12 protein-coding genes are annotated in these 13618 nt (G+C 72.6%); 6 read left to right on the plus strand and 6 right to left on the minus strand.

All coding sequences use genetic code 11. From position 1 onward, the window contains the following. Positions 1-33 precede the first annotated feature (33 nt). Positions 34-1203 (plus strand): TDT family transporter, encoded by a 1170-nt coding sequence (locus ACIO92_RS23415; RefSeq protein WP_402282469.1) that lies wholly within the window; start codon positions 34-36, stop codon positions 1201-1203. Here ACIO92_RS23415 and ACIO92_RS23420 read toward each other — a convergent pair. The 4 genes from ACIO92_RS23420 to ACIO92_RS23435 all read right to left on the minus strand — a co-directional run bounded on the left by ACIO92_RS23420 (position 1130) and on the right by ACIO92_RS23435 (position 5779). After that, positions 1130-1846 carry a helical backbone metal receptor gene (locus tag ACIO92_RS23420; RefSeq protein WP_366442376.1) on the minus strand — a complete coding sequence of 239 codons (717 nt, stop codon included), beginning with the start codon at positions 1844-1846 and terminating at the stop codon, positions 1130-1132. The two genes, ACIO92_RS23415 and ACIO92_RS23420, sit on opposite strands and share 74 nt — an antisense overlap. 133 nt (positions 1847-1979) lie before the next feature. Next, positions 1980-2531 carry a cupin domain-containing protein gene (locus ACIO92_RS23425; RefSeq protein WP_351792207.1) on the minus strand — a complete coding sequence of 184 codons (552 nt, stop codon included), beginning with the start codon at positions 2529-2531 and terminating at the stop codon, positions 1980-1982. Positions 2532-2712: 181 nt separating this feature from the next. Beyond that, the gene (locus ACIO92_RS23430; RefSeq protein ID WP_401237700.1) at positions 2713-4509 is read right to left on the minus strand and encodes an ABC transporter permease/substrate binding protein; all 1797 of its coding nucleotides are present in this window, start codon (positions 4507-4509) and stop codon (positions 2713-2715) included. After that, positions 4502-5779: a glycine betaine/L-proline ABC transporter ATP-binding protein gene (locus ACIO92_RS23435; RefSeq protein WP_402282472.1), complete on the minus strand. Its 1278-nt coding sequence runs from the start codon at positions 5777-5779 to the stop codon at positions 4502-4504. Before ACIO92_RS23435 ends, ACIO92_RS23430 begins: the two co-directional genes overlap by 8 nt. A gap of 601 nt (positions 5780-6380) precedes the next feature. Between ACIO92_RS23435 and ACIO92_RS23440 the strand changes: the two genes are divergently transcribed. Together ACIO92_RS23440 and ACIO92_RS23445 are read left to right on the plus strand one after the other, a co-directional pair. Continuing rightward, complete coding sequence (locus ACIO92_RS23440; RefSeq protein ID WP_366442532.1) at positions 6381-7286, plus strand: 5'-3' exonuclease; 906 nt, start codon at positions 6381-6383, stop codon at positions 7284-7286. 98 nt (positions 7287-7384) lie between these two features. Next, entirely contained in the window at positions 7385-8218 is an 834-nt protein-coding gene (locus tag ACIO92_RS23445; RefSeq protein WP_366442373.1) for a siderophore-interacting protein, read from the plus strand. A 406-nt stretch (positions 8219-8624) separates the two neighbouring features. On the opposite strand, the gene ACIO92_RS23450 is transcribed toward ACIO92_RS23445, so the two are convergent. Then, positions 8625-9257 (minus strand): MerR family transcriptional regulator, encoded by a 633-nt coding sequence (locus ACIO92_RS23450; protein ID WP_402282474.1) that lies wholly within the window; start codon positions 9255-9257, stop codon positions 8625-8627. A 118-nt stretch (positions 9258-9375) separates the two neighbouring features. On the opposite strand from ACIO92_RS23450, the gene ACIO92_RS23455 reads away from it, so the two are divergent. The 3 genes from ACIO92_RS23455 to ACIO92_RS23465 are packed head-to-tail and all read left to right on the plus strand — an operon-like array spanning position 9376 to position 11739. Then, a complete protein-coding gene (locus ACIO92_RS23455; RefSeq protein WP_402282476.1) occupies positions 9376-10347 on the plus strand; it encodes a hypothetical protein in 972 nt (323 codons plus the stop codon). Continuing rightward, entirely contained in the window at positions 10344-10799 is a 456-nt protein-coding gene (locus tag ACIO92_RS23460; RefSeq protein ID WP_366442370.1) for an ABA4-like family protein, read from the plus strand. Before ACIO92_RS23455 ends, ACIO92_RS23460 begins: the two co-directional genes overlap by 4 nt. A gap of 4 nt (positions 10800-10803) precedes the next feature. Further along, a complete protein-coding gene (locus ACIO92_RS23465; RefSeq protein WP_366442369.1) occupies positions 10804-11739 on the plus strand; it encodes an ADP-ribosylglycohydrolase family protein in 936 nt (311 codons plus the stop codon). Positions 11740-11905: 166 nt separating this feature from the next. Here the strand turns inward: ACIO92_RS23465 and ACIO92_RS23470 are convergent, their stop codons facing one another. Beyond that, positions 11906-13438 carry a cytochrome P450 gene (locus tag ACIO92_RS23470; RefSeq protein ID WP_402282479.1) on the minus strand — a complete coding sequence of 511 codons (1533 nt, stop codon included), beginning with the start codon at positions 13436-13438 and terminating at the stop codon, positions 11906-11908. Positions 13439-13618 lie beyond the last annotated feature (180 nt).

Raw genomic sequence — 13618 nt, forward strand, 5'->3', positions numbered from 1 at the left:
GTGGGGGCGGCGGAAGGGGGCGACGGTGGAGGCATGGCAAGCCTCGCACCTCCCCGTCCCGCCCTCCCCGCCGTCCACGACGCCCGGCCCACCGCGTCCCCCGTCCGTTCCGTCCGGCATCTCGGCCCGAACTGGTACGCCTCCGTGATGGGCACGGCCATCGTGGCAAACGCGGGCGCCGGACTCCCGGCCGCCGGTACCGGTCTCCGTACGGCCTGCGCGGCGGTCTGGGCGCTCTCCCTCGCGATGCTGCTCGTCCTCCTCGCCGCCCGCGCGACCCACTGGGTCCGCCACCGCGACCAGGCCCGCGCCCATCTCCTCGACCCGGCGATGGCCCCCTTCTACGGCTGTCTCTCGATGGCGCTGCTCGCGGTCGGCGGCGGCGCGATGATCGTGGGCCGGGACTGGATCGGGCTCCCGGCGGCCGTGGCCCTCGACACCGTCCTGTTCACCGCGGGGACGGCCGTCGGGCTGGTGGCGGCGGTGGCGGTGCCGTACCTGATGGTGGTGCACCACCGGATCGAGAGCGCGTCCCCGGTGTGGCTGCTGCCGGTCGTCGCACCGATGGTCTCCGCCGCCCTCGGCCCGCTGCTCGTGCCCCATCTGCCCGCCGGGCAGGCCCAGCAGACCCTGCTGATCGCCTGCTGGGCGATGTTCGGCGTCAGTCTGCTCGCGACCCTCGTCATGCTGCCGCTGGTCTTCGGCCGTCTGGTGACCGGCGGGCCGCTGCCGCTCGCGCTGACCCCCACGCTCTTCCTGGTCCTGGGCCCCCTCGGCCAGTCGACGACCGCCGCGAACAAGTTCGCCGACGTCGCCCCGGGCGTGCTGCCCGCCCCGTACGCGCAGGGCTTCGCCTCCTTCGCGGTCCTCTACGGCGTGCCCGTGACGGGCTTCGCGCTGCTGTGGCTCGCGCTGTCCTCGGCGATGGTGCTGCGGGCACGGCGACAGGGCATGGGCTTCTCGATGACGTTCTGGGCGTTCACCTTCCCCCTCGGGACCTGTGTGACCGGCGTCGAGGGACTCGCCCAGCACACCGGGCTCGCCGTCTTCCGGTGGCTGGCCGTCGGCCTGTACGTGCTCCTCGTCGCCGCGTGGCTGCTGGCCGGGACGCACACCCTGCGGGGGCTCGTCAGCGGCGCGCTGCCCGCAGGGCCCGCGCCAGCTCTCCCGGAGCCTCGGCCAGCGACGGCCCGTACCAGGTGAGCATCCGTCCGTCCACGAGCGCGGCGGCGGTCCCGGGGAAGGCCTCCGGACCGTCCTCGCGGGTGAAGCGGTAGGGCTCGTCGGGCAGGACGACGAGGTCGGGCCCGGCGGCGCGGAGCGCGTCGACCGGGACGCGCGGATAGCGCTCGGGGTGGTCGGCGTACAGGTTCCGCACCCCGAGCCGGGCGAGCAGGTCACCGGCGAAGGTGTCACGGCCGAGGACCGTCCAGGGGCGGCGCCAGACCGGGACGACGGCGGTGCGCGGCTCCTCCGGGACGACCGCGGCCCAGGCGGCCGCGGCCTCGTCCAGCCAGCGGGGCGGCCGGGGCGCGCCGCAGGCGGTGAGGACCCGGGCGAGTTCGTCCAGGGCCTGGGTCAGGGTCCGGATCTCGGTGACGAGGACGTCGGCGCCCGCCGACCGCAGCGCGGCGAGGTCGGGGGCGCGGTTCTCCTCCTCGTTGGCGAGGACGAGGTCGGGGCGGAGCGCGAGGATCGCGGGGACGTCGGGGTTCTTGGTGCCGCCGATCCGGGCGACGCCGAGTCCGGCGGGCCGGACGCACCAGTCGGTGGCCCCGACGAGGACTCCGGGCACGGTGACGGCGACGGCCTCGGTCAGCGAGGGCACGAGAGAGACGACCCTCATGACGTCGTCCTGCGGTGCCCGCGCGAGGGGACGGCCCCGACGGCCTTCACGGCGTCCCCCGTGGTGCCTCTCGGCGGTCCGGTCCGGCCGCCGGGCGCCTTCGCCCGGTCCCTGCCCCTCCCCCGGCCCCGGATCACTCCTCCTCGGCCTCGACGTGTTCGGCGATCGCCACGACGAGCAGCCGGGTGCCCGGTTCGGTGGCGCGCCAGCGGTGGCGGACCCCGCCGGAGAGGTAGAGGGTGTCGCCGCGCCCCAGCCGGTGGGCGCGGCCCTCGGCCTCGACCTCGGCGGCGCCGTCGGCCACGTAGAGCAGTTCGTCGTTGCGGTGCTGGAACTCGCGGCCCGCGTCCTGTTCCCCGGTGAACTCCAGGGCGTGCAGCTGGTGGCGGCCCCTGACCAGGGACCGTACGCCGGGCGGCAGTGCGGCGGAGCGCTCGTCGGCCCGTACGACGTCGACGGTGCGGGCGGCCTCGGCGGCGGCGAGGAGCGTGCCGGACGTGGTCTCCAGGGCTCCGGCGACGAGTTCGAGGGAGCGGCGGCTCGGCCGGGCCCGGTCGTTCTCGACCTGGCTGAGGAAGGGCACGGACAGGCCGCTGCGGGAGGAGACGACGGCCAGGGTGAGCTGGAGCGCTCTGCGTCGCCTCTTGACGGCCGCGCCCACCCGTGGTGATTCCTTCTCGTCCATGTCGGCTCCCTCCCTCGTGCCTCGCGCGTACCCGTACCGGGCGGTTACCTGAACCTTACGCAGCTTTGGGGCGGGGTTTCGCGTCGTGCCGAAAAGGGGTGGCCGCCGGACACGCTCGGCGACCACCCCTTTTCGGACAGGAACCGCTCCGCGGTACGGCGAGCGGTCCGGCCCGGGTTCGTTACGGAGTCAGCTTCTCCGCGAGACCGGGTTCGCTGTCGAGCCAGGTGCGGACGGCCTCCTGCTCCTTGCTCTTGCCGGTCTCCTGAATGACGGCTTCGAGGTCGGTGAGCTGCTTCTCGGTCAGCTCGAAGTCCTTGAGCCAGGCCGCGACCTCCGGGTTGTCCCCGGTGAATCCCTTACGGGCGAGGGTGTGGACGCCGTCGCCCTTGCCCCAGGTGCCCCGGGGGTCGTCGAGCTTCTTCAGGTCGTGGGCGGAGTAGGCCCAGTGCGGGGACCAGAGGGTGACGACGACCGGTTCCTTGCGCTCGTACGCGCGCTTGAGCTCGGCGAGCATCCCGGGCGTGGAGCCGTCGACGACCTCGTACTCGCCCTCGAGTCCGTACTCCTTGAGCACCTTGTCCTTCAGGATGCCCATCATTCCGGCGCTGGGCTCGATGCCGACGATCCGGCCCTTGAACCGGCTCCCCTGGCCCTTGAGGTCGGCGAGGGAGTCGACGCCGTCGACGTACGAGGGGACGGCCAGCTCCAGCGACGTGGGCCCGTACCAGGAGCCGAGGTCCTCCAGTTCGTCCTGGTACTTCTCCCAGTACTGCGCGTGGGTGACGGGCAGCCAGGCGTCGGTCTGGAAGTCGAGCTGGCCACCGGCCAGACCCGTGTAGAGGGCGCCCGCCTCCAGCTGCTTGGTGTCGACCTCGTAGCCCTTGCGCTCCAGGAGTTCCTTCCAGAGGTACGTGGAGGCGATGCCCTCGTCCCAGGGGATGTACCCGATGCTGATCTTCTTGCCGTCGGCGCCGTTCGGTCCCGTGGTGCCCGCGGGGCCGCCGAAGAGGCTCGTGCCACCGGCGACCAGGGCGAGGACGACGACGCCGACGAGCGCGGTGACGGGCTGCGGGCGGTGGGCCCAGAGCTTCGCGCCGGGGCGCTTGGCGCTCGCCGCCGCGCGGGCCTTGGCGGCGGCGCGGCGGCCCAGCGGGGAGACCTGGCGGCCGAGCGCGCCGGTCATCCGGTCCAGGTACATGGCGAGGACGACGATGGAGACGCCCGCCTCGAAGCCGAGGCCGATGTCGACGTTGCCGATGGCCCGGTAGACGGCGCCGCCGAGTCCGCCGCCGCCGACCATGCCCGCGATGACGACCATGGAGAGGCCCAGCATGATGACCTGGTTGACGCCGGCCATGATCGTCGGGAGGGCGAGCGGGAGCTGTACGCGCAGCAGCGTGTTGCGCGGGGTGGTGCCGAAGGCCTCGGCGGCCTCGACGAGTTCGCCGTCGACCTGGCGGATGCCCAGCTCGGTCATGCGCACGCCCGGGGGCAGCGCGAAGACGATGGTGGCGATGATGCCGGGGACGACGCCGACGCCGAAGAAGATGATGCCGGGGATCAGGTAGACCATCGCGGGCATGGTCTGCATGAAGTCGAGGACGGGCCGCAGGACGGCGCTGACGGTCTTCGAACGGGCCGCCCAGATGCCGAGCGGCACGGCGATGACCAGGGTCACCAGGGTGGCGACGAGCACCAGGGAGAGCGTCGCCATGGCCTCGTCCCAGAGCTGGACCGAGTCGACGAGCACGAAGCCCGCGAAGGCGAGGACACCGGCGGCGAGGCCGCGCAGCCACCAGGCGACGACGGCCAGGACGCCCGCGAAGAGCAGCGGGTGCGGCGCGGACAGGACGGCGTCGATGCCGTCGTAGAGGCCGGTGACGCCGGAGCTGATGGCGTCGAACAGCCAGGAGAACTGGGCCTGGAGCCAGTCGACCGAGCTGTCGACCCAGTCTCCGAGGGGGAGCCTAGGCACGGGCGGTCACCTCCTCCTGTTCCCGGGCGTCCCCGGCGGTCGTGGTCCGCCGGGCACCGGACGTGTCGCGGGTGCTTCTCGCGGGACCGGTGTCTTCGGTGGGGCCGGTGTTCTTCGCGGCGTCCGCTTTCCTCGCCGGGCCGGTGGGGCTCGTGCGTGCCGGGCGCGGGGACGCACTCGTATCCGCGCCCGTGCTCGTACGCGTACGGGCCCCCGCACGGGGACCCGTCGGGATGTCGGCGGCGCCGAGGCCGCCCATGACGCCGAGGAGGCGTTCGGTGGGGACTACTCCCAGAACGGCGCCGTCGGCGTCCTCGACGGTCACGGGGTGGGGGGTGCGGGCGGCCACGGCACACAGGTCGGCGACGAGCGTGTCCGGTCCGACGGGCCGGCAGGGGCAGTCGGCGGGGCACTCCGCGGGGACCGCGCCGTCGGTCATGACGGCGGCGGCGGTGAGCACCCGGGAGCGGTCGACGTCCTGGATGAAGGAGGCCACGTAGTCGTCGGCGGGGCGGACGAGGATGTCCTCCGCGGTGCCGAGCTGCACGATCCGGCCGTCCCGCATGACGGCGATGCGGTCACCGAGGCGCATGGCCTCGTTGAGGTCGTGGGTGATGAAGACGATGGTCTTCTTCAGCCGCTGCTGGAGGACGAGCAGCTGGTCCTGCATGTCCCGCCGGATGAGCGGGTCGAGCGCGCTGAAGGACTCGTCCATCAGGAGCAGGTCGGCGTCGGTGGCGAGCGCGCGGGCCAGACCGACCCGCTGCTGCATCCCGCCGGAGAGTTCGTCGGGCCAGGACTTCTCCCAGCCGGCCAGACCGCACAGCTCCAGGGCCTCGGCGGCGCGGGTCTCGCGCTCGGCGCGCGGGACGCCCTGCACCTCCAGGCCGTAGGCGGCGTTCTCCAGAACGTTCCGGTGCGGGAACAGAGCGAAGTGCTGGAAGACCATGCTGATCTTGGTGGAGCGGACCGCACGCAGGTCGCGGGGGGACAGCGCGGTCAGATCACGTCCATCGAAGAGGACCCGGCCCGCGGTCGGTTCGAGCAGGCCGTTGAGCATACGGAGCAGGGTGGACTTGCCCGATCCGGACAGCCCCATCACGACGAAGATCTGGCCGGGCTCGACGGTGAAGCCGGCGTCCACGACGGCTGCTGTCGTCCCCTCGGCGCGCAGCTCCTCGCGGTCGGCACCGTCGACGAGCCTGCGGACGGCTTCGTCGGGTCGTCTGCCGAACACCTTGAACAGGTGATCGGCCTGGAGCCTGGACACATAAACCTCACGGGTAGCGACGAGAACGGCCCGCCACCCCCGCGCGGCCGGGCCGTGGAGCGGGCGGGATCGGCCCGCGGGCCCGTCACGTACGGGGATTCCTTGGTTGAATCCCGTACCGGGTTCCGCTCCGGGCTCGCGCCTGCCCGCCTTCACAGGGTGCAAACGCAAAGGTGATGCGGGTCACTCGGGGGCGGGGTTTCGGTGGGGGTGGCCACCGAGGGGGACCGGGCCGCAGATGGGGGCTCCATGGCGGCGGGGGCTTTCACAGCGGCGAGAGGTGGGGTTCCTGGTGACAGGGGGGCTCCATGGCAGTACAGGGCCTGTGGTGGCACGGGGCCGCCCACGACTGCTCGGGGAGCACAGCGATCCCGGCTCACCCACGATCCTGGCTCACCACGATCCTGGCTCACCACGGTCCTGGCTCACCACGGTCCCGGCTCGCCGTGGCGCGGGGCCTGCGGGAGCCCAGGGGCCCACGGCGCTCTGGGGGCCTGCGGGGTGGCACGGGGCCGTGCCGCCGCGCGGGGCTCATGGCGGCACGGCTCCGGCGTCCGCTGTCGGACCGCGCCATAAAATAGGGGAGGTGACTCGACGCCTCATGCTCCTCGACACCGCAAGCCTCTACTTCCGCGCCTACTTCGGCGTGCCGGACTCGGTCCGCGCACCCGACGGCACTCCGGTCAACGCCGTGCGCGGACTGCTCGACTTCATCACCCGGCTCGTCCAGGACCACCAGCCGGACGACCTGGTGGCCTGCTGGGACGACGACTGGCGGCCGCAGTGGCGGGTGGACCTGATCCCCTCGTACAAGGCGCACCGGGTCGCCGTCGAGACGGCGACCGGCCCGGACGAGGAGGAGATCCCGGACACCCTGTCCCCGCAGGTGCCGGTGATCGAGGAGGTCCTCGCGGCACTGGGCATCGCCCGGATCGGGGCGCCCGGGTACGAGGCGGACGACGTGATCGGCACGCTGACCGCGCGCGCCGGGGGGCCCGTGGACATCGTCACCGGCGACCGGGACCTGTTCCAGCTCGTGGACGACGCCAGGGGCGTGCGCGTGCTGTACCCGCGCAAGGGGGTCGGCGACTGCGACCTGGTCGACGCGGAGCTGATCCGGGAGAAGTACGGGGTGGAGCCCGACCGGTACGCGGACTTCGCCGCCCTGCGCGGCGACGCCAGCGACGGCCTGCCCGGCGTGAAGGGCATCGGCGAGAAGACCGCGGCCCAGCTGATCACGGAGTACGGGGATCTGGCGGGCGTCCGCGCCGCCGCCGAGGACCGCACCTCGAAGCTGACCCCGGCCAAGCGGCGCGGGATCGTGGAGGCCGCCGCCTATCTGGACGTGGCGCCGACGGTGGTGCGGGTCGCCCGGGACGTACCGCTGCCCGCGTTCGACCCGGCCCTGCCCGCCACCCCGCACGACCCCGCCGCGCTGGACGCGCTGGTGAAGCGCTGGGGGCTGGGCGGGGCGGTGGGACGCCTGCTGACGGTGCTGGGACACTGAGCCGCGCGGGGCGCACTGTGGCGACGTAGCCTGGAGATGCTAGCTTAGGCATACCTAAGTCTTAGGCATACCTAAGTGAGTCGAGTCAGGAGGCCCCCGTGGCGGAACAGCCCCGCAAGGCACCGAAGGCCACCGAAGCGCGCGTGGTGCGCACCGAGCGGATCACCCCGCACATGGTGCGGGTCGTCCTCGGCGGCCCCGGACTCGACGCGTTCGAGATCGGCTCCCACACCGACCACTACGTGAAACTGCTGTTCGCCCCCGAGGGGGTCTCCTACCCGGAGCCGTTCGACATGGAGCGGATCCGGGCGGAGTTCCCCCGGGACCAGTGGCCGACCACGCGGACGTACACCGTGCGCGCCTGGGACCAGGTCCACCGGGAACTGACCATCGACTTCGTCGTGCACGGCGACGAGGGCCTCGCCGGCCCGTGGGCCGCGCGGGCGACGGCGGGCGAGACGGTGCGCTTCCTCGGCCCCGGCGGCGGCTACGCCCCGGACCTGACGGCCGACTGGCATCTCCTCGTGGGCGACGAGAGCGCGCTCCCGGCGATCGGGGTGGCCCTGGAGGCGATGCCCGCCGGTACGCGGGTCCACGCGTTCGTGGAGATCTCGGACACCGCCGAGGAGCAGAAGTTCGCCACGGAGCACGGCATCCACGTCACTTGGCTGCACAGGGGCGAGCGCCCCGCGGGCCAGGCACTCGTCGAGGCGGTACGGGCCCTGGACTTCCCGGCGGGCGACGTCCACGCCTTCGTCCACGGCGAAGCCGGACTCGTGAAGGAACTCCGCCACCACCTGCGCCTGGAACGCGAGGTCCCCCGCGAACGCCTGTCCATCTCGGGCTACTGGCGCCTGGGCAAGTCGGACGAGGCCTGGCGAGCGATCAAGCGCGAGTGGAACGACCGGGTGGAGCAGGAGCAGGAAAACTGACCGGGGAGGGGCCCTCCCCCTCCCCCCTCCCCCCTCCCCTCCGTCCCACCCACACCCACACCCACACCCACACCCACACCCACAAGGCTCGCGCACCCCAGGCGCCCGCCCACCCTGGGTCACCCCAGGCGATCCCCGGCCACCCCACGCGCAGCGCTTCACCACCCCTGGGGCAGGCCCCCACCCCTTGGGGCACGGCCACCCTCGCCCCCTCCGGGCCACACCGCCACCGCACCACACCCCCTCGGGGTCCGCAGCCGACCTCTCCCGCTCAGGGCTTCGCCAACTCCCGGGCCCTCAAGGCTGCCCCCGGGGTCACCCTCCCCCACCCCCGGGTCCCCTCCTCAGCGCCCACAGATCACCCGTTCCTCTCCTCCCCCCTCCTCTCCCCTCCTCTCCCGCGCCGCTAAGTCGCCGGGCCGAAGGCGCGGTTGGAGGCGTCCATCTGGGCCAGGCGGCGCAGGGACGAGAAGATCGCGTCGCCGATGACCGTGCCGACGACCACGCTCTCGACGAGTTCCTCGCGCGCGACCTGGTGGGCCACATAGTCGACATCGGCCCGCGCCACACCTTCCGCGGCGTCGGCGTAGGTGCCGAGGACCTCGGCGAAGGCCCCGTGTCCGACCTCTTCGAGGGCCGCGAGGGCCGCCGCCAGCGACTCGGCCGCCGGGCTGCCCGGGTGGGCACGCCAGCCGCGCGCTTCGATGAGGTCGGCGACCGACTTCCGCGCCTCGTCCATGCCGGTTCCCGGTTCACGGTCGTAACGCGGCACCATGCGGCTGGCCGCTGTGCCGAGCAGCTTGTGCACCGGCTTCTCGACGTCGTCGACGGCGACGATCACCTCTCTGATGGCCGCGACCGAAAGGCCTCCCACATCGAGGAGCGCCCGGATCAGGCGGAGGCGCTGCAGGTGTGTCTCTCCGTACGAGGCCTGGTTCGGGCTCGTCAGTTCCCCGGCCGGCAGCAGCCCTTCCCGTACATAGAACTTGATCGTCGGCACCGAAACCCCGGCCCTACGACTCAACTCTCCGATGCGCAAAGCGTGTTCACCTTTCAGGTCATGCTCCGGCCTTGCCGACCGGCACCCCCATCATAGATAGTGGCGCTATCAGATAGTGGCTAGTGCCACTATCCATAGTTTCCACGGGGGGATCCCTATGCCTTCGCTCATCCCGGTCACCCGGCTGCACCGGCCACTGACCTGGTTCGCCGCCTCGATGGGCGTCCTCGCGCTCGTCTCCGCCGTCGGCATCCTCGTCGACGACCGCGTTCTGGTCGGGGTGCCGATCTGGACCAAACCCTTCAAGTTCTCCGTCTCCTTCATCGCCTACGGGCTCTCCCTGGCCTGGATGCTGTCGCTGCTCCCCCGGGGCCGACGGGTCGGCTGGTGGGCCGGGACGGTGGTGGTCATCGCCGGCACGGCCGAGATGGTCCTCATCACCCTCCAGGTGCTCCGGGGCACCCAGAGCCACTTCAACCAGGCCACCCCCTTCGACAACGCCGTCTTCCAGTTCATGGGCGCCACCGTCGCCGTACTGTGGCTGGGCGCCCTGGTCATCGCGGTCCTGCTCCTCCGGGCCCGAATACTCGACCGGGCCATGGCCTGGGCCGTCCGCCTCTCCTCCCTGATAGCCCTGGCCGGTGCCGCCGTGGGCTTCCTGATGGTGGAGCCGACCCCGGAACAGCTGGCCAGGCCCGACTCCCCCGTCGTGGGCGCCCACTCGGTCGGCGTCCCGGACGGCGGCCCCTCCATGCCGCTGACCGGCTGGGCCGACACCGGCGGCGACCTGCGGGTGCCGCACTTCTTCGGGATGCACGCGCTCCAGCTGCTCCCGCTGCTCCTGCTCGTCCTCGCCGCCCTCGCCCCGCGCTTCACCCGCCTCGCAGACGAGCGGGTCAGGCTCCGGTTGACCCTCACGGCGGCGGGCGCCTACACCGCGGCCTTCGTCCTCCTGACCTGGCAGGCACTGCGCGGCCAGGCCCTGCTCTCTCCCGACGCCACGACACTGACGGCCGCAGGCGCGATCGCACTGCTCGGCGCCGCCGCCACCGTCCTCTCGTTCCGGCTGCCGACCGGCACTCCCGTGCCCGCCCCGGCGCCCGCCCGCACCGAGGAGGTCCCGGCATGACCAGCTCCCTCTTCGACCTGGCCTTCTATCTGGTGGCGCCCGTCTGGCTGCTGATGGTCTTCGCACCGACCTGGCGGATCACCGAACGCGTCGCGGCCTCACCCCTCACGGTCGTACCGATCCTGATTCTCTGGGCGGTCCTCGCCGTACCGGTCCTGCCCGAACTGTGGTCGGCGGTCAGCAGCCCGAACCTCGATGCCTTCCGCGACCTGGCCGCCCTCGGGAAAGGCGCCGGGGCGATCTGGGCACAGATCCTCGCCTGGGACCTGCTGATCGGCCAGTGGATGTACCGCGAGGCCCGTCGCCTCGCCGTTCCTCCCCTCCTCATGTCCCCGCTGCTCCTCCTGACGATCTTCCTCTCCCCCCTCGGCCTCCCCCTCTTCCTGATCGTCCGCGCGGTACGGACGACCAGGAATTCCACCGTGCGCCCGTCGGCGGTCCCACTACGCTGACCGGATGCTCAGCACCGACCGCGCCGTGGGCGCCGTCCTCGGCTCGGCCGTGGGCGACGCTCTCGGCGCCCCCTTCGAGTTCGGCGCTCCCGGTGCCTTCCGGGAGCGTTTCCCCGACGGCGTCGGGGAGTTGTGCGGAGGCGGCGGCTGGGACCCCGGCGAGGCGACGGACGACACACAGATGGCGGTCCTCGTCGCCGAGTCCTTGCTCGAACGGGGCGGCCTCGATCTGCCGGACCTCTTCGCCCGGTTCCGCCGCTGGGCGGCGGCCGACCCCAAGGACATCGGTCTCCTCACCGAGCAGGTACTCCTCCGCGAGGACCCCTGGGACCTGGCGGCCGCCCTGCACTTCCAGGTCAACGGCCGGGGCGCGGGCAACGGCGCCCTGATGCGCGCCTCCACCTCCGCCGTGTGCTTCGCGGCCCACGGCCGCGCGACCACGATGGACGCGGGGCGGCGGATCAGTGCCCTGACCCATGGTGACGGCGCGGCCTGGGAGGGAACAGCCGTCCTCCACGAACTGGTCCGCGTCTCCCTGCTCGGCGAGGACCCGCTCGCCGCCCTGCCCGCCACCCTCGCCGAAGTCGCACCGGCCCACCGGGAACGCTGGGCGACGGTCCTCGCCCACGACTGGCACCCGGACCTCGCCACCGAGTTCAACGGCGCGGTGTGGCCCTGCCTGGGCTCGGCCGTCTGGGCGCTCCGCACCACCGCCTCCTTGGAAGAGGCCCTGGTGGCGGCGGTGGACCTGGGGGGTGACACCGACACCGTGGCAGCCGTCACCGGGACGCTGGCGGGCGCCGTGTACGGAGCCTCGGCGATCCCCGCCCGCTGGACGTCCTCCCTCCATGTCCCGCTGCCCGGCTTCGACGGCCGGGTGCTGCGCGCGGACGACCTCCGGGCCCTCGCGACGGCCCTGGCGTCCACGTCACCCTGTTGAGCGGTGGTGCCGGACCGAGGCCATCGCCCCCGGGCACCACCCGACCGCCCAGCCCGGCGCTACGGCTCTCGTTCCCGAACCCTCACCCCATGCCCTCACCTCAGGCCGCCACCCCCGGGCCCTCACCCCGGGCCCTCACCTCCAGGCCGTCCTCCCCTTCTGGCCGTCATTCCCGTGCCCGCACCCTCGCCAGCACGTCTCTGTCCGGCTGGAGAGTGAGGCTCGGGACCGGGTTGATCTCGTCGGCCGTGACGTCCAGGTGGTAGCGGCGGGACAGGACCGCGAGGATCAGGACCGCTTCGACCAGGGCGAATCGGGTGCCGAGGCAGACGCGCGGGCCGCCGCCGAAGGGGAACCAGGCGTACTCGTGTATGTTCTCGGCCGGCCCGCCCTCCTTCTCCAGCCAGCGCTCGGGACGGAACGTCTCGGCGTCGCCGTACCAGCGGGGGTCCCGCTGGGTCACCCACTGGCTCGACCAGACGCGGGTGCCGACCGGGACGGGCATACCGCCCAGGGTGGCGCCCTCCTTCGCCAGGCCCGTGATCAGCCAGATCGTGGGGTAGAGCCGGAGGGTCTCCTTGATGACCGCCTGGGTGTAGGTCAGGGACGCGTAGTCCTCGTACCCCGGTTCGTGGTCGGCGAGGACCCGGTCGAGCTCCTCGGTGAGCGCGTCCCGGACGTGGGGGTTGCGGGAGAGCAGGTACCAGGCCCAGACCAAGGTGGAGCTGGTGGTCTCGTGACCGGCGACGTAGAGCGTGACGGTCTCGTCGCGGATCTCCTGGTCCGAGAGGGACGAACCGGTCTCGTCGGTGGCCGCCAGGAGACGGCTGAGCAGGTCGTCCCGCTCGCCCCCGGCATCGCGCTGCTGTGAGAGGACGCGGGAGACCTCCGCGTCGATCACGGCGGCCGCCCGCTTGATCCGGGCGCGCCCCGGAGTGGGGAACCAGTCGGGGAGCACCGCCCCGATGCCGCTGAACTCGGCCCCGATCTCCTTCTGCGCGATGTCCATGGCACGGCTGATGGCATCGGCGTCCGCAGCGGTGTCGACCCCGAAGATGGTGCGGACGGCGATGAGTTGGGTGAGAGCGGCCATCTCCTTCTTGATGTCCACCCGCTGTCCGTCGGTCCAGCGGTCCGCGAGGGCGACGGCGCACTCGGTCATGGTCGCCGCGTAGGAACGGACCTGCTTGGGCCGGACGGAGGGCTGCACCAGGGACCGCTTGCGCCGCCACTCGGCCCCTCTGGAGACGATGACACCGTCGCCGAGAAGGGTACGGAAGGCGATGCCGAGGTCCGCCTGGTCGAAGGTGCGCTCGACCTCGGTGAGGAGTTCACCGACGGCGTCGGGGTGGGCGACGAAGAGACAGGGCTTGCCTCCGAATCGCCAGCGGACGACATCGCCCCGGTCCCGTAGCTGTTCGAAGAAGAGGAGCGGGTTCCTGCCGAAGGCCGGGAGGTTCCCGAGGAACGGGACACCGCGCGGTCCGTCGACGACGACCGGGGGCGTCTTCGACGCCACCCCGTCGCCCAGAGCTGCCCGCTGCCCCGGCGCCGCCCCGGCCCCCGGAGCCGTTCCCTCCCCCGGAACCACCCTGCTCTCCGCGGCCGCCGCGCCCTCCGGAGCCGATCCGGCGCCTCCTCCCCGCGGTTGCCCCTCGCCCGGTGCCCCGGCCTGCGGATGGCCTGCCTGCGTGGTCATGAACGTCCCCTCCCCAACTCGCCGTTCCTGCCGGTGAGTCCATGCAAGCCGAACCGTCCCCCTGCCCGCCACCCCTGTGGACGACGGCCTGTGGACAACGTCATCGAAACCCACCCGTACGGAGGAAGCAGCCCGTGCCTGTGGAACGCCTGGTGCCCGTGGCGCGTTGGCCACGGGCAC

The organism is Streptomyces sp. NPDC087215, from assembly GCF_044744885.1.
Taxonomy (GTDB): Bacteria; Actinomycetota; Actinomycetes; order Streptomycetales; family Streptomycetaceae; genus Streptomyces.